Origin of the sequence: Algoriphagus sp. NF, assembly GCF_028823735.1 — a bacterium.
Classification (GTDB): domain Bacteria; phylum Bacteroidota; class Bacteroidia; order Cytophagales; family Cyclobacteriaceae; genus Algoriphagus; species Algoriphagus marincola.
In genome coordinates, this window is record NZ_JAPEIB010000013.1 from 22,500 (window position 1) to 44,289 (window position 21,790).

Below are 21,790 nucleotides of genomic sequence, written 5' to 3' on the forward strand. Positions count from 1 at the left end.
TTAGTTTACCCTTAAGGCAATAAAATTGAGCCTATTATGAACAAATGCATTCAAGATCAAGTTAATTTTGGGCGGTTAATATCTTGTGAGGGTAAAAAATCTATTGACTTTCGCTATTGATTTGATAAATCGCAATCAATTAAATTTACATTTAATCAAAACCCAATAATCTTATAATTACCAAAGTAAGCCATGAGAATTTTAGAGAAGAATATGGGATTACTTGATATTGGGATAAGAATAATTCTCGCTGCGGTATTATTCACGCTATTTTTCACCAATACAGTTACCGGAACAATAGGTTTTATTGATTTGGGAGTAGCCATATTATTCACAATTACTTCCTTTGTCGGATTTTGTCCTCTATATAAAGTTTTCGGATTTAAAACCTGTCCGAACAAGAGGCTAAAGTAAATTTTCTGAAAAAGAGACTCGAAGGCTCGATGCGATGAACCCTTCTATGGATTCATTTTTACCAAAATTCCTGAGGTAAAAACAGACCCAAACAGCCAGAAAATCAGCATCAATATAAAAGTGAACAGGATTTGATTCATTGGCAGTCCCGTGTAAACAAAAATGCCAATTTCTGTCCAATTTAGTTTTTCCCTTGGAGGATCTCCCTCCATCAGGTATCTTGGATTAAGATTTTAAATTCAAGTTTTTTCATTCCAAATGCTCAAAATCCTTCATACTGCAGATTGGCACCTTGGCAAGCGCCTACAGGAATTTCCCAGAATCGAAGAGCAAAAGCACGTTCTAGATGAAATCTGCCAGATTGCCGATGAACAGGAGGTTGACCTTGTCCTGTTGGCGGGTGATATCTTCGATAGTTTCAATCCGGCACACGAAGCCGTGGAATTGCTCTACAAAACGCTCCGCAGACTATCCAAAAATGGAAATCGTCCCATCATCGCCATCTCTGGCAATCATGACAGTTCCCAATTTGTCGAAGCACCCGATCCCCTTGCTCGGGAAATGGGCATCTTTTTTTATTCCCGCTATGACAGTCTTATTCCCAGTGGAACACTGGACTCAGGAGTCGAGATTCTACGGACAGACAGCGGTTTTATGGAATTAAGGCTTCCAAAAATTAACTTTCCTATTCGGTTGATTTTGGCTCCCTATGCGCATGAGGTCAGCTTACGCACCTATCTAGGGGAGGAAAACCGGGAGGAAGAATTTCGGAATCTCCTTGCTGATAAATGGAAAAACCTCGCTGATCAATACTGTGATTCTAATGGAATGAATGCCTTTGTCGGACATTTCTTTTTTGCCAAAAAAGGAGCTCCGCTAGAAGCCGAACCTGAGTCAGAGCGCCCAATCCTACATGTGGGCGGTACACAGGCACTTTTTACAGAAAATTTACCCGCTCAAATACAGTACGCTGCCCTCGGACATCTACATCGCTACCACGCGGTGGATAAAAATCCTTGTCCTGTAGTCTATTCCAGCAGTCCGCTGGCTTATTCCTTTTCGGAAGCAGACCAGGAAAAGCAAGTAGTCATCGTCAGCTTAGAGCCTGGAAAAGCCGCTGAATACAGGCCAATCCCCTTAAAATCAGGGCGACCACTTTACCGAAAAACCTTTGACAATCTGCCTGATACGTTGGATTGGCTGGAAAAACACCCCTATTGTTTTGTCGAGTTGACCTATCAAACCGAACACTCCATCGATGCTGCTACCCGCAAAGCCATCAATCAGGCACATGACGGTATCGTCAATCTGATTCCCCAAATCAAAAACCCTCAGGAGCAAGCATCGCTCAGCCTGAAAGCGGAAGATCTCGAAAAAGACATGCTCAGCCTATTCAAGCTTTATTTTCAGAGCGAACGTGGACAAGAACCGAATGAAGAGCTCCTCGAAATTTTCAAAGAAGTAATCAGTCAAGATTCCAACGCATGATTCCTGTACAGTTAGAAATTCAAGGTCTCTACTCCTACCGCGAAAATCAGACGATCAATTTCGATCCCCTGACAGCCGCTGGCCTTTTTGGTATTTTCGGAGCCGTGGGAAGCGGAAAGTCCTCTATCCTGGAGGCTATTTTGTTGGCGCTCTATGGCAGCACCGAACGTCTCTCTGACCGGGGTGAAAAAAACTCCATGCTCAACCTGCAGAGCGATCAGATGCTGATTCGATTTATCTTTCGCTCTGGAAAAAACAATACCCAAACCTTTCTCGCTCGCTATGAAGCCAAGCGCAATAAAAAAGATCCCGAACGGGTAGATCCGGCTTCTCATATTTTCTATCAGCAATCAGGTTCAGATTGGGAAGCGATCGATACTAAAGCTGAGGAAATCATTGGGATGAAAAAGGAGCATTTCAAGCAGACAGTAATCATTCCTCAGGGGAAATTCCGGGAATTTATCGATCTCACTCCGGGTCCACGGGCAGAGATGATGAAGGAGCTCTTTGGCTTGGAGCGCTTTGACTTGTCAGGTAAAACGGGTCATCTTCTTCGTGCTGTAAAAGATGAAAAAATACGGTTGGAAACCCGATTGCAAAGCCTGGAAGCTTATTCCGAGGAAGGGGTAAAAGAGATTCAAACCCAATTAGTAGAGGCTCAGAAGAATTGGGAGAAAAGTATGAGTGAGCTGGAAAAGCTAGAGAAAATCCTGAAAACCCAAGAAAACCTTCAGGAAAAACATAAAGCTTGGCAGCAAAATCAAAAGTCTTTGGCTGAGCTCCAAGCACAGAAACCTCAGATTGAAGAAAAGCGACAAATTCACAGGGATTTTATCACCGCAAAAACCTACCTGAGACCTGTTTGGAATCAGCTACAAGAGCTTCAAAAAGATGTCGAAAAATACCGGGTAAGCATTACGGACGCAGAGCGATTCGCAGTAGAATTTGAAAAGGAAATTGATCGACTACAGCAGGAGGAAACTGTCCTTCGGCAAAAGAATCAAGACAGACCCAAGCGAGAAGGAAAGATCCGCGACCTCAAGAAAGTCTTGGAAATTCAGGAACTGGACTCCAAGTTTCAGCTTGCCAAAAATGAACTGGATCAAATCCTTCCTGCTATTCAGACATTTCAGGCAAAGCGAAAAGATCTGGAAAGGGAAATTCTGGAAAAAGAAATACACCTACAGTCCGAATCAAGTACGGATGTCAATCAGCTAGCTGAATTAAAAAATCAATTGAGTTCCTGGAAGGATCTTTTGGAGCAGTTGGCACAAAAGGAAAGGCTCATTTCACAGTTTGAAAAGGAAAGCAAGCATGTGGAAAACACACTCGAAAAATTGCGGCACAGCATTCCGAGCGAATTTAAGACACTCGATCAGTGGCAACAAGCGCAAAAAGAAGTGATCAATAGCTGGGATGAAAAACGGGAAAATTTACTTCGCAAATCCGGACTTCATAGCCATGCCCACTTGCTGGAGGATGGAGAACCCTGCCCGCTTTGCGGTTCCTTAGAGCATCCCAATCCTTTGGAAAAATCGGCTGCTGACCGAAGCTTTCGCGAAATCGAGCAAAAGATCGGTCAAGAAAAAGAGGAGCTGGAGAGAATCCTTCTCATTCGGCAGCAGCTCAAAGAGCAAGAAATCTATCAGCAAACACACGGTGAAAACCTGAAAAGAAACCGTTCAGAAAAATCACTTCTAACAGAGAAACTTGAAAATTTGACCTCACAGCTTTCTGCCCAATCCATCCACCAAGTCGAAGAATTGGAGGCTTTCATCGAAAAGCTGGAAAATCAGAGCCATTTGCGGGAGCAAAACCTTAAGCAGCTTCAAATCCTCAGAAAAGAGTTGGATCAAGCTCAGAAGCAGCTAGACAATTCGCAGGAAAACCTCCAAAAAGCCCAACTGAAAAAGGAAAGCACACTCACAGCAATCCAATCCAAAAGAGAGGAAATCAAGGATCCTGAATTTTGTAAAAGCTTTTTCTCTAAATCCCCTGAGAGGGTACAGGAGACGATCCAAAAAGTCGAGCGGGATATTGAAATCGCGGCAGAAGAACTCGAGAGCAAGCAAAAATACCTTCTGGAAGTACGAACCAAGGCCACTACCAACCTTGCGGACCTGAAGAATTTCAAAGCTACACTTGCATCTGTGACTTCGAAAAATGAAAATTTAAGTGCAGAATTTGAGCAACTGAAAGCGGAACATGGGTTTCGGGATGAAGATAAATTGATCGAACTATTCGAGCATTCACTCGATGCAGAAAAGACCGCAAAGGAAATTCAGAATTTTGATCAGCAATTGGCATTGGTAAAAAGTAAAATTGAAGAATTGGAGCAGGATCAATCGGTCGTTACTTTCGATCAAGCTGCATTTGAACAGTTGCAGAACGACTTAAGTCTTTCCAAAAATGAGTCAAGGGAGATTCAGAATCGATTGACCCTACTTCAAGAAGAGCTTAAAAACACCAACCAAAAACTGGAAGAGAAAAAAGAGCAGGAGAAGCTTCTAGTCGAAGTAGAAAAGCGGGAAACTTACCTTCGCGAACTGGAAAAACTCTTCAAAGGAAGCGGCTTTGTCAAATACGTGAGCTCGATCTATCTCCGTGAACTTTGCCATACGGCCAATCAGCGCTTTATGAAGCTCAGTAAAAACAGCCTGGCATTGGAGATTGATTCGGATAACACCTTTTGGGTGATCGATTATCTCAATGGAGGCAAAAAACGACTGCTAAAAACGCTTTCCGGAGGTCAGACTTTTCAGGCTTCCCTCTGCTTAGCTTTGGCTTTGGCTGAAAAAGTCAAAGCCCTCAATCAGGCAGATCAAAGTTTCTTCTTTTTGGATGAAGGCTTTGGAGCTCTGGATCGAAACTCCCTCCGGGTTGTCTTCGAAACTCTCAAGTCCCTTCGCCACGAAAACCGAATCGTCGGAATCATCAGTCATGTGGAAGAATTACAGCAAGAGATTGGGGTCTTCGCCCAGGTCGAATTAGATCCAGAGGCAGGTTCACAGGTGAGTTATTCTTTTTGAGGAATCGTTTCATCAATTACAATTCAACGCAGCGGAGAAGCCCGTAGTGACGGGGTAAGACTCTTACAGATTTTCCTTAAATTGATATCACCATCAAAATCTAATCCTCATGAGAACTCTAATCAGCATTTTCTTTTTATCTCTAAGCTTTTCAGCTTTCTCCCAAAATACCCCCAGCAAAGAAATCCAAATCAAACTGGCCCTTTTGGCTGCTCCTGAGGATCAGCGAAGCGAGGCCACTGTCTATTCCTATGATGGTACACTATTGAGAAAAGGTACTAATCAGACGATTTGCCTCGGAGATGACCCAAACCGGGAGGGGCTAAGCGTTTCTTCATACCATATCAGCGCACAGCCATTTATGGAGCGTGGATGGGCACTGCGAAAAGAAGGTAAAAGTTTTCAGGAAATCTTTGATACCCGAGAAGCTGAGGCAAAAGCAGGAAAGCTGCAACTCCCTGACCAGGGTTCCGTACTCCATGCCCTGACAGCTGATGAGGCTGATGTCAATTGGGCAACCGGAGAGGCGCAAAATACTTATACCCGATCTGTAGTCTATATTCCTTGGGCTACTGCGGAAAGTACAGGTCTCCCACTGAAGCCTGCAGGTCCAGGACTGCCTTGGATCATGGACCCTGGTACCCACAGAGCTCATATTATGATCAACCCTCCTAGGAATTAAAGTCAAGAAAGACATAGCCTTTTTACAACCGCGACCGATTGGAATAATGGATGAAGGAATTGTAGAGTCTATTTGATGGCTCAATAATTCATCACAAAAACCTACATGAAAAAATTACTTATCACCGGAGCTACGGGAAATGTGGGTGAGCGAGTCATTCAATCCCTTAAAAACAATAGACAGGGCTTTGAAATTTTAGCTTGCTACAGAAGTGAAAAAGATAAATCGAGACTCTCAAAAATCACTGATATCACACCTGTTTTTTTTGATTTTGAAGATATCAATAGCATCGAACTGGCAATTAATCAATGTGATATTCTATTCTTGTTGAGGCCTCCACATTTGACAGATGTTAAGAGGTATTTCGAACCTATCACCTATTTAGCTAAAAAATCAGGACTTGAGCAGATCGTTTTTCTGTCTGTTCAGGGTGCTGAGTCAAGCACCTTAATCCCTCACCATAAAATCGAAAAACTTATTGTTGAAAGCGGTATTAATTTCACCTTTTTGAGACCTGCTTACTTTATGCAAAATTTCACCACTATGCTGAAAAGAGATATTCTTGAAAAAGATGAAATTTTTCTACCTGCAGGAAACGTAAAGTTCACATTGATTGATCTCAATGATGTGGGCAAGACTACGGCTAATATATTAACCAATAATGTTTTACACATCAACCAAGCCTATACCCTGACTAATCAGGAACAACTTACTTTCCAGCAAATGGCAGCCATATTAAGTGAGGAATTGGGGAGAAAGATAAGTTTCAAAAGCCCGAATCTTCTCAATTTTTTTATTCAAAAAAGAAGAGAGAAAGTCCCAACTGCCTTTATCCTTGTGATGATTATGCTTCACTATCTACCGAGGTTTTCATCAACTCCACCTACCACAGATACTGTGGAAAAGCTCATCGGTTCAAAACCAATAAATTTTCGAGAATTTGTCAAAAGGGAAAACAGCAATTTGAAGTCACCTAGTAGCTAACAAAAGGCATTTGGTGGATAAATTCGTCTGAATCCACCTGTTTCAAAATGAAATTCGATAGATCTGCTCGAGCGATTTTAGTCCCGGAATTGACCCCGACCCAGCCTACACGATAGCTTTCTTTTGGCTTTTCGTTAGTCAGCCTCGGTCCCCGAATAATCACCCAATCTAATCCGCTTTCTTTTAACACTTGGGAATGTTGAATCGCGTCATCCAGAACTTTTGAAAAAGCTATTTTCATAATAGCCCGTATCAGTTTATCTGCAAATTTAGGCTGATCCTTTTCTGGAAATGGAAGCCCTCCGCCGGAGAGTGAGATTATTTTTCGGATCCCAAATCTGTTCATCGCCTTCACAATATGGTTAGTCCCATTTGTTTGAAGCCATTCTGGAGAATTTTTCACATGTCCGAATAAACTGACCACCAAATCACAATCTTTGATGGTGCTCTCCACATTTTCATAATTCAAGACATCACCTTTGACAATGGTTAATTTCTCTGAATAATCATCCACTTTTTTTGGATCCCTGACCAATGCTTTGATTTGATACCCTTGATCCAAGGCCATCTTCAAGACTAGCTTGCCTGTCTGTCCAGTTGCTCCGAATAATGCGATAGTTTTCATCTGATTATAATTTGTTTTTTAGAGGTCTGATGGAATGCCCTACCCCGATGTATCGGGGCATCCCCCTGTGTGAGAAGCAATTCTCATGGGCATTTCATGTGTTTATAATTTGATTTAAGCAGTAATACCAATGACCCATTAGGAGGAATAACCACCCACTGGAACAGCTTCCGTCAGATGGGTTCGATTTTGTTACTTGATCCTAAAATTCAATTCCAAAGCTAGGCTAAAAAGAATAAGCATACTATTTTAGCAGTACTAACCTTTTTGTGTGTATGAAAAATAAACCAATTGAAGTTACGGCTAGATGTCCTATAAGAACTACATTGGAGCTGGTGGGAGGAAAATGGAAACTAATTATTCTCCAGCAGCTAATAAGCCATGAGGAATTGAGACTAAGTGAATTGAAGATTTTAATTCCAGACATCAGCGAAAAAATGTTGATCCAAGAACTCAAAACTCTAAAAATAAGTGATTTAGTTGATCGGATTAATTATGGGGAAGTCCCTCCAAGAGTGGGGTATCGAATTACTGAGAAAGGTCGAAATGCACAATTGCTGATAGATGAAATGGTACATTTTGCAAGAAGCTATGAGAAATAAGGACCTGTTTAATCATTTTGCCATCCATTTTTGACAACAAATCGGATTCAAATTGATTATTTTAGATGCTAGTTATTTGAATTATGGAACAGTATATCGCTTTCTTCGAAGATTTACCTGCGCTTTACAAACTCGCTTGGGTAGTTGCCTGCTTGGGCTTGGTTTGGACACTTGAACTGGTCATTCCACTTGTCAGGCATCAATACGACAAGCTCAAACATGATGGTGTGAATTTGGTATTCCTGAGCATGTCCATGGTAATCAATGTGCTGGTTGGTATTGCTACCGTAGGCGTCTTTTATTGGATCAGTACTTCGAAAGTTGGGATTTTACAATGGGTTGAATTGCCATTTTGGGCCGAACTGCTGATTGCGGTAATGGCCTTGGACTTTATCGCCCAATATGTAGCTCATTACATGCTGCACCGAGTAGCATGGATGTGGAAGTTTCATTTGGTGCATCATAGTGATACGAAAGTAGATGCCACCACTGGTACCAGACATCATCCGGGCGATTACTTTATTCGTGAACTCTTTTCGATTGCGACAGTGATCGTTTTTGGCATTCCAGTTGCCTTTTACGTTTTCTATCGCATTTGTACAGTATTTTTCACTTACGTCACCCATGCAAATATTGAACTACCCCGATGGATTGACAAGCCATTAAGTTTCATTTTTGTAACTCCAAATGTTCACAAATTCCATCATCACTTTGAGCGGCCTTGGACGGACACCAATTTTGGAAATATTTTCTCGATTTGGGATCGGCTATTCGGAACTTTTGTATACGATGACACCAAAAAAATCCAGTATGGGGTTGACGTAACAGATCCACTTCGAGATGAAGATCTGCGCTATCAGTTGGGTTTACCACTGAATAAATCGATCAAAACAGACAAGGATTTGTAGTTATTTTATTGTCTAAAAAAATCCACAATAGAATCAGCGACATAATTCACTTCCTCCTTGGTCATCCATGGATTCAAGGGTAGAGACAAGCCTTGTTCAGTGAGCTTTCTGGCGTTAGGAAAATCTCCATGTGATCGATATGGCTCCATATCTGGGATAATTTTTGGGTAATGGATCGCAGTTCCGATTCCTTTTTCTTTCAAAAAGTTTCTTAGCTCATCCCGTTGGTTAGTCTCCACGACAAAAAGATGAGCGTTATGATCGTCAGCAAGAATATCCTCAGGCAGACCAAGTTTTGGGAGTCCACCCAGTTTTTCCAGATAGACTTTGGCCAAGTCCTTTCGTCTCTTTTGAAATACATCAAATCTCCCCAAAAACAAATTCAGAAAAGCAGCCTGAATCGTATCTATTCGACTATTGCGACCGACAGAAACATGCTCATCCCGGTTGACTTGACCATGATTGATTAAAATCCGGATTTTTTTGGCGATTTCTTCATCTTGAGTCAAGCACATGCCTGCCTCCCCCAATGCTCCTAGATTTTTGGTAGGGTAAAAGCTAAGGCAGCCGATATCAGCCCAAGTCCCGGCTGCTTTTCCATTTCTTGTCGTCCCAAAAGCCTGAGCCGCATCCTCAATGACGGTAATTTTTGAGGCCTTGGCTGCCTCACAAATTGACTCCATATCTGCCTTTCGTCCATACAGGTGAACAGGAATCACTGCTTTGGTTTGTTTGCTAATAGCTTTCACCCAATCCGCCCGTAAAAGCCCCTTCTCATCCGTATCCCAAAAAATGGGCTTCGCTCCTACTATGCTGACAACCTCGGCTGTACTGACCCAAGTGAGTGCCGGTACTATAACTTCATCCCCAGGTCCAATTTGAAGAGCCCGAAGAGCCAGTTCCAAAGCATCCGTCCCATTGGCACAGGCGATCGCATTTCTACTATTCAGCATGTCTTGGATCGATCTTTCGAATAAATCCACCTCCTCTCCCCCTGAAAAAACACCCTTGTCCAATAAAGCAGCGAATTTCTGCTTCAAGTCCTCTTTGAGTTCAGAATCAATCCTGCTTAGGTCAAGAAAGGGTACTTTCATCGAGTATTTCAGCTAGTTGTTTACTTAGATTTTTTCTGGAAAAATGAATAATCTCCTCAGGATTTGAATGTGAAAACTTACCGCTACTTAAAGCATTTAGGCTAGATCGGATCCCTTGCCTGTCTTCCGCCGCAACTACCTTTCCACCCTTGGATTCCTTTAATATTTTCGCCGTATCACCTTCTGGATCACCCAAAGCTAATATCGGAATACCTGTCGAAAGGTATTCAAACAGCTTCCCGGGGATATTGCCTTTGGCATTTTTAGTAGTGGTAAGAATCAAGACAAGCGCATCTGCCTTGGCGTAGTAGTCAAAAACCTCCGCATGGCTAACATAGCCGGGGAAATGAACATGGACACTCAACCAAGAGTCATTATTTACAAATTCTCTAACCTGCTCACTGACTTTTCCAACGAAGGTAAATATGATATTTTGTTCAACCTGAGAAAACTCATCCCTTAAGGCATTCAAAATAGGTCTCGGATCTCGAATAGAGTCGATGACTCCAGTGTACACCAAGTGCAACTCGCCGGTATGAATTTTTTTGGGCTTAAAATCAGCGGGTAGATCATCCGGATCAAAGCCATTCGTAAGCAAATCAATCTTTCTCTCTGCTATACGCTCTAAATCTGCTTGAAAGCTTGGAGAAATAGTCAAAACATAATCTGCTTGAGTCAACACTTCTTTTTCCAACTTTTGATGTTTTCTCCTCACAGTCGAAGTCATGGGAAGGGTATCCAAAAACTCCCATTCAGACCAAGGATCTCGAAAATCAGCCAACCAAAAAACTCCTGTTTTTTCCTTTAGCTGCTTCCCTATCAAATGCATGGAATGAGGAGGGCCCGTCGTGATAATGGCCTGATAATGGCCTGACTGTACCGCTTCAAGAAGAAACTTCACTGAGGGTTTGATCCAAAATTTCCGCGGATCAGGAACGAGTAAATTGGCACGTATCCAAATGGCCATTTTTTCTAAAAGACTATGTTCCTTTTGCTCTTGGATTCTTGCTGGATGCGACTTCTTTTTACCTCTTAGTTTTGTCAAAAGGGAGTAGGGTTCCCAAATCGGAAACTTGATTACTTCCAGATCCTTTGAAATCTCCTTCTCCAAACTCGCATCTTGAATATCAAAATCAGGATTTTCCGGGGTAAAAATGACCGGTTCCCAATCAAATTCGGGCAGGTATTTGGCAAACTTCAGCCAACGCTGTACGCCAGAACCTCCACTCGGTGGCCAATAATAGGTGATGATGAGAACCCTCTTTTTCATTCCTCTACAAAGTAGTAGCTAGCAGTGAGAAAGTGCAAGTTTGCTGAAAAGATTCTTACTTGGGTGAAAACTGATAGGAAAATTGGCAGTGAAATAAAAATTTCAGAACCGTGCTTTTCTTCCTATATTTTCCCAGCCTAAAACCTTGACAACATGGAAGGAAACATATTGACTGAAGTTTTTCTACCCCTGACTCTTGCAGTCATCATGCTTGGGATGGGGCTCAGCCTGACTGTTACAGATTTCAAAAGGATTTTTATTTATCCAAAAGCCGTGACTTTAGGGCTGATCAATCAATTGGTAATCCTTCCCTTGATCGCTTTCTCATTGGCAATATTTTTTGATTTGAACCCGGGCCTTGCAGTGGGCTTGATGATTTTGGCAGCTTGCCCAGGCGGCCCTACATCCAATCTGATTTCCCATTTGGCAAATGGTGATACGGCACTTTCAATTACTCTGACAGCCTTTTCTTCCCTGATTACGGTGATTACCATTCCTTTTATAGTCAATTTCTCAATCTCCTTTTTTATTCCTGGTGGAGAACAGCCCCCGCTGAATATATTCGGTACGGTGATTTCAGTATTGGCAATTACCATTATTCCGGTTGCGATCGGCATGTTGATTTTCAAAAAATCACCTCAGCTTGCACGAAAAATGGATAGACCTTTTCGGATTTTTTCCGCAGTTTTTTTCGTGGTGATCATTCTTGCAGCCATTCTGAAAGAGCGAGAAAACATAGTAGACTATTTCAGTCAAATTGGTCCGGTTGCGCTCGGCTTGAATGTTTTAACCTTAGCTTTTGGCTTTTTCTCAGCAAAGGCCTTGGGACTTGTGGCAAAACAAGCTCGGACTATTTCCATCGAATCAGGCATCCAAAATGGCACCTTGGGAATCACCATCGCCGCTACCCTAATAGGTAATTCGGAAATGACCATCCCTTCTGCTGTATACAGCTTGATTATGTTTGGAACGGCAGGTGTTCTGATTTTCATTGGGGGCAACAAAAAAGCGACTACAACAACAGGATAGTAAAAGAGCACCCTTTTAAAAACAAAAAAGGGAAGATTTCTCCTCCCTTTTTTGAGCTTTATTTCAGTCGCACATTTATTCAGTGCTCCGTATTTCGTATTTCAATCTTCGTTTTTGAAATTATTCTCCTTGTGCAAGCGAATAGCCTCTTACCCCATCAAAGGTGTATAAGTGCTCTGTCTTGATAAAGTCAAAGCCTAAAGCCTTGATTTGAGTCAATAATTCCAAAATGTGGTTATGGGATAATACTTTCTGGTCTGCCGTCTTAAATCGGCATCTCCAGTGATCAGTACAGAAAGTCTCTCTAAGACCCTCTGGGAATACCTTCACCCCACGGTTGGTAATGAGATGCAACTGCAAACCATCGGCATTGGCTTTTCTGAGACGCTCTCCGATGATATTGGGATCACGATTATCCTCGTCCCAGTCAATAAACACATCGATACCCACCAATTCCTTCTTAGCCTTAGGCTTTTTGGTCAAGGTGATATTCATTGGCTCAGTAGCATCTTCACCAAAGACAGCAGGAGTCATTTTCTCAGGCTTTTGGCCAAGGCGCTCGATAACAGCATCAGCAAATTCCTTTGTAGAGGCTTTTTTGGAAGAAAGTCCCTCTTGGAAAATATCGCCAGTGTGAATTCCATCTTCCAAAGTCTTCATCCAAGCATTGGAAATCTTCTCGGCTACATCCGGCTGTCCGATATGCACCAACATCATGATGGCACCGTTCAGCAAACCGGAAGGATTGGCAATCCCCATCCCTGCGATATCAGGAGCAGAACCGTGAATTGCTTCAAACATGGCCACCTCAGCACCCACATTGGCAGATCCTCCAAGACCTACAGATCCTGTCACCTGAGCCGCTACATCGGAAATGATATCTCCGTATAGGTTTAGAGTCACCACCACATCAAAAGTCTCCGGTCTATCTGCGATCAAAGCGGTACCGATATCGATGATCTTGTGATCGGACTGAATCTCTGGATATTCTTTGGCTATTTCATCAAATTTCTTGTGAAACAAACCATCGGCAAGCTTCATGATATTGTCCTTAGTCATACAAGTCACCTTCTTGCGACCGTATTTCTTGGCATATTCGAAAGCATAGCGAATGATTTTTTCGGAACCTGGCTCAGAGATCAATTTAAGAGTCTGATACACTTCCTCTGTCTGTCTGTGCTCGATACCCGCGTATAGATCTTCCTCATTTTCGCGGATAATAACCATATCCGTCTTAGGAAAGTGAGTCTTTACAAAGGGAGAAAAAGCCTTACATGGACGCACATTAGCATACAACCCAAAAGACTTCCGAGTAGTCACGTTAAGGGACTTGAAACCTCCACCTTGAGGAGTGGTGATCGGCGACTTCAAAAAGACTTTGGTTTCGCGAAGTGAGTCAATGGCTTTGGGCTCCATTCCTGAGGAAATCCCCTTCAAGTACACCTTTTCACCAATTTCGATCACGTCATATTCCAACTGAGCACCGGCAGCATCGAGTATTCTCAATGTAGCGTCCATGATTTCCGGACCGATTCCATCCCCGTATGCTACGGTTATCTTTCTTTTTGAAGACATATATTTTGAGGTTTTGATTAAAATTTCGTTCCGCAAAAGTAAGGAAAAAATGCTGTACCACGCCCTGAAATACCTAAATTGAATTTATATCTTGGATAAAATCAGGTTTGTATTCCCTACGATTTTTGGATTTTTCCAAGACTCCATTTGGGATTGAATACCCGAGACGTATATTTGTTTTCTACAGAACAAGAAGCTTATGGACCACTTTAAAAATATCCTAGCCGAAACAAAAGATGGAATTCTTTACCTCACCATCAATCGGGAAGATAAAATGAATGCCCTGAATTTTGCTACTTTGGAAGAATTGAGGGAGGTATTTGATACTGTTTTGGAGGACAAATCCATCAAAGCAGTCATTCTCACGGGTGCAGGTGAAAAGGCCTTTGTAGCCGGGGCAGACATCAGTGAAATCGCCGAGCTAAATGAGGTGAATGCACGGAAATTTGCCGAAAACGGTCAGGAAATTTTTTCTGTGATTGAAAATTGTGAAAAACCGGTAATCGCCGTGACCAATGGCTTTACGCTAGGTGGTGGCTGTGAACTCGCCATGGCCTGTCACATGCGAATTGCTTCTGCAAATGCAAGATTTGGACAGCCCGAGGTAAACTTGGGTATCATTCCAGGATATGGCGGCACCCAGCGCCTGACTATTTTGATCGGTAGAGGCAAAGCCAATGAACTCATGATGACCGGCGATATGATCAATGCTGAAGATGCCAGATCGCTCGGGTTGGTCAATCATGTGCTTCCAACTAAAGAAGAAGCCATGGCTAAAGCCGAAGAAATTCTGCACAAAATCATGTCGAAGGCACCCTTAGCGATCGGAATGATCGTGGATTGTGTAAATGCAGTTTATCGCTCGGATGAAAACGGCTATCAAACTGAGGCCAATTCATTTGCCAGATGCGTCAAATCTGGTGATTACAAAGAGGGGACTTCTGCATTTTTGGAAAAAAGAAAGCCAGTATTCAAAGGCGAATAAGCGGCGAATAGCCTATTCATGAGCAATCTCAAAAAACTAGCCGGTCAGACTGCGATTTATGGTCTCAGCAGTATTTTGGGCCGCTCAATCAATTTTTTACTGATCATCGTCTACACCGCTTACCTGAGCAAAAATGCTCTAGGTGCTTTTACAGGTATTTATGCGCTGATCGGATTTTTGAATATCATCTTCACCTACGGGATGGAGACGAGCTTTTTCAGATTTGCTACTGGTAAAAACCTCGATCCAAAGCGGGTCTACAATAATGCCCAAAGCCTCTTGGTTGGGACATCTCTGGTCTTTGGAACGGGCATTTACCTGCTTGCTCCACAACTCGCAAACTGGATGGACTATCCGGATCAGGCCTACTTATTTCGCTGGATGGCCTTGATTTTGACTTTTGATGCGGTCTTAGCTATCCCTTTTGCGAAGCTAAGACTAGACAATAAAGCCCTGACATTTGCCGCAGCCAAATTGACCAACATTACCTTAAATGTCGGATTCAATTTGCTACTGATTATCGCCATTCCAATGTGGATAGATCAGGGAGTTATTCCCGAAGGATTCTGGGGTTACCGATCAGATTGGGGCGTAGAATACATTCTTTTAGCAAATCTACTCGCCAATGGCTTGATTATTCCTTTTGTCTGGTGGAAAGCGGGCTTTTTCAGTCCAAAACTGGAAAAAAGCATCCTTCAGCCGATGTGGAAATATGCCTTGCCCCTGCTCTTCATGGGTTTGGCGGGAGTTACCAATGAATTGGTCTCTAGGCTACTTTTCGAATACATTCTACCCGAAAATTTCTATCCTGGCCTTAGCAGTCGTGATGCAGCTGGAGTCTTTGGCGCCAACTTCAAATTGGCGATCTTGATGAATCTAGTAATTCAAGCCTTCAAATATGCAGCCGAGCCATTCTTCTTTCGGGAGTCTGGAAATAAAAACTCGCCCGAACTCTATGCGCGGGTCATGCATGCATTTATTATTTTCTGCAGCCTCTTGATGATTGCAATATCTGTCAATCTTGAATGGTTGGGACCACTTTTTCTTCGAAGTGCAGGCTATGCGGAGGGATTATACATTGTCCCTGTTTTATTGATGGGATACCTGCTTCTGGGTGTTTATTTCAATCTTTCCATTTGGTTCAAAATCACCGACAAGACTCAATATAGTTTCTGGATCACTTTTGTAGGCGCTTTGGTGAGTATTGCAGTCGTGATTCTTTTGGTACCGGTTTATGGTTTTATGGGCGCTGCTCTAAGTACCTTGGCCTGCTATGTGGTGATGTCAGTGATTTGCTTTGTTTTTGGTCAAAAGTTTTACCCCATTCCCTATCAGACAGGAAAAGATTTCGCCTATCTTTTGATTGCATTTGGACTGAGTTATTTGGGATTTTGGTGGAGTACCGAATCCGAAATTCTCTCATTTTTCCTTAAAAACGCCTTCCTGATTCCTTTCATAATTCTTATTCTGGTATTGGAGCGGAAAGAGCTGAACCGATTTTTTGCAAAAAAAGCCTAAATCGATTTCCATTTGGGATGATTTATCCGGGACTGCTGTTCCAATAATTCAATGCCTTTCGGCAAAAGGCATTATGTTTGTAATTCAAAGAGTAAAGGGAAAAAATCACCGTGCACATTCATAGATTATTGCTTGTTCTGGCACTTCTTTTTTCAGGAAGCATCGCCCAAGGACAAGTCCAAAAAAAACTTTCAAAAAAGGAGCGAAAAATCCAGGAGCAGGAAGCACTGTCAGACCGGAATTTCATCGAGGACACCAAGCAATTGGCTTTGGGTGAGTTTGAGAAAGCCTTTGTCTATTTGCAGAGAGCCTTGGAACTAAATCCTGATGAGCCTGCAATTCACTATAAAATAGCAGAAATCTACACCCGCGCCAATGACCCAGAAAAGGCTCTTCCTTATGCGAAGGAGGCTGTTAGACTTGATTCTGAAAATAAATATTATGCCTTGATGGTTGCAGAGATCTACAATAATCTCCAACAACCGCTAAGAGCAGCTGAAATACTCGATCAACTCACTGCCGACGGGGAGAGCAATCAGCAATATAATTTGGACTTGGCCTCCATTTATTTACAAGCTGGAGAATTTGACAAAGCCTTGGTCGTGCTGGATCGTGCAGAGCGGTATTTCGGTGTAATGGAGCCTATTACCCAACAAAAACAGCGAATTTATCTCCGTAAAAACCAACTCGATCAAGCGATTGAAGAAGGTGAGCGGCTGATCGAAGCCAGACCGGGAAATCCTCAATTTGTATTGGGCTTGGTAGAGATATTATTCAACAACAACCGTCTGGACCAAGCCATAGATTTGGTGAATGAGGAAATTGTAAAATATCCCAATCAGCCTGAGCTACAAATGGCAGCCTATACCCTACTAAAATCAAAAGGGGATACTGATAAATCCACCGAATATCTGTTTAGCGCATTTGCTAGCCCTGATTTGGACCCGGATTCAAAAGCCAGAGCCTTTGCAGGTATTTTGAATGAAATCAGCACCCCTGAACGAGAGCGAATTCTTGATTCCTTGACTGTTTTGATGCGGGCAGATGAAGCAAATAATGCAGCCATTTATGAAACGCTTGGAGATAGAGAGTCCAAGGAAAAGCGAATTCCAGAAAGTGTAGCGCTGTATAAAAAATCCTTGGATTTGAACCCTTCAAACCCGAGGATTTTAGAACAAGTCATTCTGAATTCATTTGGAGAAAATGCCGACCTACAAGGCCTGGAAAAATATACTATCATGGGAGTGGACGAATTTCCGGAAAGCCCTCAGTTTTGGTTTTATGATGGTGTGGTCAAATCCGCTTTGCAAAAGGACAGTGTTGCCGTACAGTCCCTGCAGAAAGCTATCGAGCTGAACTCCGGACAAAATGATCAATTGGACCAAGTTGCTTTTGGGTCCTTGGGTAGCTCGTTTTACAATCTCGGACAAAAAGATTCCTCCTTTGTCTACTTTGACAAGGCTCTACAAATCAATCCAAATGATGAGCAGGTACTGAATAATTACGCCTACTTCCTTTCCCTGGAAAAGAGAAACTTGGAGAAGGCTAAAGAAATGGCAGCCAAAGTTGTCAAGCGATTTCCAGAAAATGGCACTTTTTTGGATACGTATGCTTGGGTGCTTTTCCAGCTAGGTGAGTATGAGGATGCCTATCTATATATGAAAAAGGCACTTCGAAGCGAAACCGAGCCTAGCGGAGTTCTTTTGGAGCATTTTGGCGATATTTTGTATCATTTAGGCAAAAAATCAGAAGCCATTAACTATTGGGAAAAAGCAGCTGATAGTCCGGAAGCATCCGAAAAACTACCAATGAAGATTAGAGACAGAAAATATTATGAATAGATTTTTAGGCAGCAGCCTGATTCTTTTATTATTGATTTTTTCGGCCAGCTGTGCAAAAAAGGTCATCCCATACCAATCGGATGGAAGGATGGAAAGCTTTCAGCCCAGCTATCCAAGCTATAATTATTTAAGTGCCCGGGCCAAGGTCATCATCGAAGAAGAGTCTGGAAAAGTCACTCGGGGTACGCTTAGTCTTCGCTCAAAAAAGGATTCAGTCCTTTGGTTTACCATTTCTCCCGGCCTTGGAATGGAAGCAGTAAGGGGCTTGATCACTCAAGAAAAAATCCAAATCAAGGACAGAATCGGAAAAGAAGACATCAACCTGACATTTGGGGAATTCAAGAACTTTTATGGCTTGGACTTGTCCTTAGACCTTTTCCAAAATATACTTTGGGCTAATCCTCCTTTTCGATTTGACTATAGTGACCGATTACTTCGGGTCAAGTCTCAATATGAATTGACGCAGGTGCGAAATCAGGTCAGGTATTTTAGCAAAATCGGAACTGAAAGCGCCAAAGTCATTGAACTGGCAGGAAATTCACTCGACGACAGAGGTTCCTTACTTGCGAGCTTTGATGGATTTCAGGAAGTAGATGGTCAACCATTCCCTTCCGAGACACTCTACAAACTTGTTTATCAGCTTAGTACAGGATCTCAAAATACCATCTTACATGTGGACTGGACCTCCATCACTTTGGAAGACGAACCATTGAATTTTCCTTTCAAATTTTGATGAAAAACACTTCATATCGACTTTTTCTGATTACCTGCTTAGCCTTGATAAGCATGGCCACCTTGTCCCCGGTGCAAGCACAAACATCACGGACGCGGGCAGATTTGGAACGGGAAAAAGCAGAAATTCAGGCCAAGCTCAAGGAATTTGATGCTATTCTTCGGCAGACAACTGCCAATAAAAAAGAGACTATTGGCTCACTCAATGCAGTCACTAGGCAATATCAGACTCAGTCACGGCTAGTCAGCACACTCGACAGGGAAGTGAAAGTATTGGATAGCGAAATCAAAAAAAATGAAGATGATATTAATCGTCTGGAAAATGACCTGAAGGAATTGAAGGCTGAGTATGCCCGGATGATTTACAATTCGTCCAAACTCAATCGAAACTTATCCATTGTAGCTTTTGTATTCAGCTCCAACAATTTCAATCAGCTTTACATGCGTTTGAAATACCTGAAACAATACACAGACAGTAGAAAGCAGCAGGCAGCACAAATCCAAGCTCTGAGTCTGGAACTGGCTAAGGAAAAAGAGCTGCTCGAAATCCGAAAGCAGGACAAAGAAAAAATCCTGGCGGAAGCGCAGCGTGAGCGCCAGAAGCTGGAAGCCATGCGCAGAGAACAACAAGGCATAGTCAATACCCTCACCAAAAAGGAAAAGAGCATCAGAAGTCAAATCACGGCTACCAAAAAACAGCAACAACAACTCGAGTCCATGATTCGTAAAGCTATTGAGGAGGAGATCCGACTAGCTGAGGCGGCTGCGAAAAAAGAAAACAGCACAGCAACCAAAGCTGCAGGCAGCAGTCTACCGATGACTCCTGAAGTAGCGGCACTTTCCAGCTCCTTTGCCGGAAACAGAGGCAGACTCCCATGGCCTGTAGAAACGGGCTTTATTTCCCAAACCTACGGAGACCATCCTCACCCGACACTACGAGGCATTACAGTGCCCAGTGACGGGATCAATATACGAACACAGCCTAACTCCAATGTCAGAACAGTCTTTGACGGAACTGTAGCCAAGGTGGCGTCAATGCCAGGCTATGGTGAAACCGTTCTCATCAAACACGGTGAATATTATACCTTATACACTAAGCTTCAGTCCACTTCTGTAAAAGTTGGACAAATAGTGAAGGCAAAGGACGTAATTGGACGAGTAGCTACCAATTCAGATGGAGAAGCAGAAATCCATTTTCAAACCTGGAAAGGTCTTCAGAAAATGGATCCTGCCTCATGGATTTCATCCCGGTAGTGTAAAAATCCGTATATTCAAGAAAAACAATCGAAGAGTCACGACGCTTCTTTGTCCATGCCAAGGACAATAGTATCTTTGTGGCTATATTTACCCTAAATCAAATTAACTATGGCAACATTGGGTTTCTTTCAAAATATGGGTGGCGGATCGATCGTCCTGATCGTTTTGGTCATTCTTCTCCTATTTGGAGCAAAGCGAATTCCTGAACTAGCTAGAGGTCTTGGACGCGGTATCCGTGAGTTCAAAGACGCTACTAAAGATATTCAAAATGATCTCGAAGAGGGATTGAAGGATAAGAAAAAGTAATTCCTTAATCTCTGAGACGTTGGAAAAATTTATTTCATTCGGGGAAATTCAAAAATCCCTCGAAAAAGGAGAAACGAATTGTCTTTCAATCGTTCAGTACTACCTCAAAAACATTCAGACGAAGGCGCACTTAAACGCCTTCGTCGAAGTTTATGAGCAATCCGCTCTTGCCCAAGCAAACCGTGTAGATGCAAAACTTGCAGCCGGAAAGGCTGGCAAACTCGCAGGAATGGTCATTGGCATCAAGGATGTTCTATGCTATGCTGGCCACGAATCCAATGCGTCTTCCTCCATCCTACAGGGCTACGAATCACAATACACTTGCACCGTTGTACAACGCTTGATTGATCAAGATGCGATCATCATTGGGCGACTGAACTGTGATGAATTTGGAATGGGCAGTTCCAATGAAAATTCTTCACATGGAAAAGTTCTGAATGCACTTGATGAATCCCGAGTGCCCGGTGGTTCCTCAGGAGGATCAGCTGTAGCTGTTCAAGCAAATCTCTGTACCGTCTCATTAGGAACGGACACAGGAGGATCGGTCAGACAGCCAGCAGCTTTTACAGGAGTGATTGGTTCTAAACCAACTTATTCCCGCGTTTCCAGATGGGGATTAATCGCATATGCTTCTTCTTTTGATACAATCGGCGTTTTTTCTCAAACCATACAAGACAATGCCCTTGTCATGGAAGTGATCGCAGGGCATGATGAGTGGGATAACACTTCCTCTCGAAAACCAGTACTTCCATACAGTCAACTTTTGCACTTTGACAAGAAAGTAAAGATTGCATATCTGAAAGAAGCTTTGGAGTCTCCCATGCTTCAAGCGGAAATCAAAAAAAACACAGAGTCTGTTCTTAAAAACCTTGAATCTGACGGACATCAAGTAAAGGCTGTAGATTTCCCACTTTTAGAATACATTCTCCCGACATACTACATTCTCACTACAGCTGAGGCTAGCTCCAATTTGTCCCGATTTGATGGAGTCAAGTATGGCTATAGAAGTCCGAATACCCATAATCTTGAGTCCATGTACAAGCTCAGCCGAAGCGAAGGTTTTGGGGAGGAAGTGAAGCGAAGGATTATGCTGGGGACTTTTGTTTTGAGTGCTAGCTATTATGATGCGTATTTTACCAAGGCTCAAAAGGTCAGAAGACTGATCAAAGAATTTACGGAGTCACTTTTGGATGATTTTGATTATATTATCATGCCGACTACGCCTACCACGGCGTTTAAATTCGGAGAGCATAGTGATGATCCTGTATCCATGTACTTAGAAGATCTTTTCACAGTGCAAGCTTCAGTATCTGGAGTACCAGCCATTTCACTTCCAAATGGTAAAGATGGAAATGGGATGCCGATAGGAATTCAAGTCATCACCAATTCCTTCAAAGAGGCAGATTTATTCTCTTTTTGTAACTATTTGAACCAAAAAACCGAAAAATAAA

General features: G+C 42.6%; 19 protein-coding genes. 15 read left to right on the forward strand and 4 right to left on the reverse strand.

The window, feature by feature from the left end; all coding sequences use genetic code 11:
- Positions 1-213 precede the first annotated feature (213 nt).
- From OU792_RS08100 to OU792_RS08120, 5 genes are all read left to right on the forward strand, one after another.
- Complete coding sequence (locus OU792_RS08100) at positions 214-414, forward strand: YgaP family membrane protein (protein WP_274669950.1); 201 nt, start codon at positions 214-216, stop codon at positions 412-414.
- Positions 415-672: 258 nt separating this feature from the next.
- Positions 673-1,902, forward strand: a complete 1,230-nt coding sequence (locus OU792_RS08105) for a metallophosphoesterase family protein (protein WP_134202395.1) — start codon at positions 673-675, stop codon at positions 1,900-1,902.
- Positions 1,899-4,931: an AAA family ATPase gene (locus OU792_RS08110; RefSeq protein ID WP_274669924.1), complete on the forward strand. Its 3,033-nt coding sequence runs from the start codon at positions 1,899-1,901 to the stop codon at positions 4,929-4,931. Before OU792_RS08105 ends, OU792_RS08110 begins: the two co-directional genes overlap by 4 nt.
- A 109-nt stretch (positions 4,932-5,040) precedes the next feature.
- Entirely contained in the window at positions 5,041-5,613 is a 573-nt protein-coding gene (locus OU792_RS08115) for a hypothetical protein (RefSeq protein WP_274669925.1), read from the forward strand.
- A 105-nt stretch (positions 5,614-5,718) separates the two neighbouring features.
- Positions 5,719-6,597 (forward strand): NmrA family NAD(P)-binding protein, encoded by an 879-nt coding sequence (locus OU792_RS08120; protein ID WP_134202392.1) that lies wholly within the window; start codon positions 5,719-5,721, stop codon positions 6,595-6,597.
- On the opposite strand, the gene OU792_RS08125 is transcribed toward OU792_RS08120, so the two are convergent.
- Positions 6,587-7,222: an NAD(P)-dependent oxidoreductase gene (locus OU792_RS08125; RefSeq protein ID WP_134202391.1), complete on the reverse strand. Its 636-nt coding sequence runs from the start codon at positions 7,220-7,222 to the stop codon at positions 6,587-6,589. The genes OU792_RS08120 and OU792_RS08125 overlap by 11 nt on opposite strands.
- A 275-nt stretch (positions 7,223-7,497) precedes the next feature.
- Between OU792_RS08125 and OU792_RS08130 the strand changes: the two genes are divergently transcribed.
- Positions 7,498-7,824, forward strand: coding sequence for a winged helix-turn-helix transcriptional regulator (locus OU792_RS08130; RefSeq protein ID WP_134202390.1), 327 nt, complete (start codon positions 7,498-7,500; stop codon positions 7,822-7,824).
- An 83-nt stretch (positions 7,825-7,907) separates the two neighbouring features.
- Complete coding sequence (locus tag OU792_RS08135; RefSeq protein ID WP_134202389.1) at positions 7,908-8,732, forward strand: sterol desaturase family protein; 825 nt, start codon at positions 7,908-7,910, stop codon at positions 8,730-8,732.
- 5 nt (positions 8,733-8,737) lie between these two features.
- Here OU792_RS08135 and OU792_RS08140 read toward each other — a convergent pair whose 3' ends face one another.
- Together OU792_RS08140 and OU792_RS08145 are read right to left on the reverse strand one after the other, a co-directional pair.
- The gene (locus tag OU792_RS08140; RefSeq protein WP_134202388.1) at positions 8,738-9,826 is read right to left on the reverse strand and encodes a DegT/DnrJ/EryC1/StrS family aminotransferase; all 1,089 of its coding nucleotides are present in this window, start codon (positions 9,824-9,826) and stop codon (positions 8,738-8,740) included.
- On the reverse strand, positions 9,807-11,096 hold the full coding sequence (locus tag OU792_RS08145; protein WP_274669926.1) for a glycosyltransferase family 4 protein: 1,290 nt from the start codon (positions 11,094-11,096) through the stop codon (positions 9,807-9,809). The genes OU792_RS08140 and OU792_RS08145 overlap by 20 nt, the downstream gene beginning before the upstream one ends.
- Positions 11,097-11,249: 153 nt before the next feature.
- On the opposite strand from OU792_RS08145, the gene OU792_RS08150 reads away from it, so the two are divergent.
- On the forward strand, positions 11,250-12,125 hold the full coding sequence (locus OU792_RS08150; RefSeq protein ID WP_134202386.1) for a bile acid:sodium symporter family protein: 876 nt from the start codon (positions 11,250-11,252) through the stop codon (positions 12,123-12,125).
- 120 nt (positions 12,126-12,245) lie between these two features.
- Here the strand turns inward: OU792_RS08150 and OU792_RS08155 are convergent, their stop codons facing one another.
- Positions 12,246-13,700: an NADP-dependent isocitrate dehydrogenase gene (locus tag OU792_RS08155; protein ID WP_134202385.1), complete on the reverse strand. Its 1,455-nt coding sequence runs from the start codon at positions 13,698-13,700 to the stop codon at positions 12,246-12,248.
- A gap of 199 nt (positions 13,701-13,899) precedes the next feature.
- Here OU792_RS08155 and OU792_RS08160 point away from each other — a divergent pair, with 199 nt between their 5' ends.
- The 7 genes from OU792_RS08160 (at position 13,900) to gatA (ending at position 21,789) form a co-directional block, all read left to right on the forward strand.
- Positions 13,900-14,685 carry an enoyl-CoA hydratase/isomerase family protein gene (locus tag OU792_RS08160; protein WP_026945393.1) on the forward strand — a complete coding sequence of 262 codons (786 nt, stop codon included), beginning with the start codon at positions 13,900-13,902 and terminating at the stop codon, positions 14,683-14,685.
- Between the two features lie 18 nt (positions 14,686-14,703).
- On the forward strand, positions 14,704-16,203 hold the full coding sequence (locus OU792_RS08165) for a lipopolysaccharide biosynthesis protein (RefSeq protein ID WP_274669927.1): 1,500 nt from the start codon (positions 14,704-14,706) through the stop codon (positions 16,201-16,203).
- A gap of 110 nt (positions 16,204-16,313) precedes the next feature.
- Positions 16,314-18,044 carry a tetratricopeptide repeat protein gene (locus OU792_RS08170; RefSeq protein ID WP_274669928.1) on the forward strand — a complete coding sequence of 577 codons (1,731 nt, stop codon included), beginning with the start codon at positions 16,314-16,316 and terminating at the stop codon, positions 18,042-18,044.
- Positions 18,037-18,777 (forward strand): DUF4292 domain-containing protein, encoded by a 741-nt coding sequence (locus tag OU792_RS08175; protein ID WP_134202382.1) that lies wholly within the window; start codon positions 18,037-18,039, stop codon positions 18,775-18,777. The genes OU792_RS08170 and OU792_RS08175 overlap by 8 nt, the downstream gene beginning before the upstream one ends.
- Complete coding sequence (locus OU792_RS08180; protein ID WP_134202381.1) at positions 18,777-20,030, forward strand: murein hydrolase activator EnvC family protein; 1,254 nt, start codon at positions 18,777-18,779, stop codon at positions 20,028-20,030. Before OU792_RS08175 ends, OU792_RS08180 begins: the two co-directional genes overlap by 1 nt.
- 111 nt (positions 20,031-20,141) lie before the next feature.
- Positions 20,142-20,339, forward strand: a complete 198-nt coding sequence (gene tatA / locus OU792_RS08185) for a twin-arginine translocase TatA/TatE family subunit (RefSeq protein ID WP_024285007.1) — start codon at positions 20,142-20,144, stop codon at positions 20,337-20,339.
- Positions 20,340-20,358: 19 nt separating this feature from the next.
- Positions 20,359-21,789, forward strand: coding sequence for an Asp-tRNA(Asn)/Glu-tRNA(Gln) amidotransferase subunit GatA (gatA, locus tag OU792_RS08190; protein ID WP_274669929.1), 1,431 nt, complete (start codon positions 20,359-20,361; stop codon positions 21,787-21,789).
- Position 21,790: the final 1 nt, after the last annotated feature.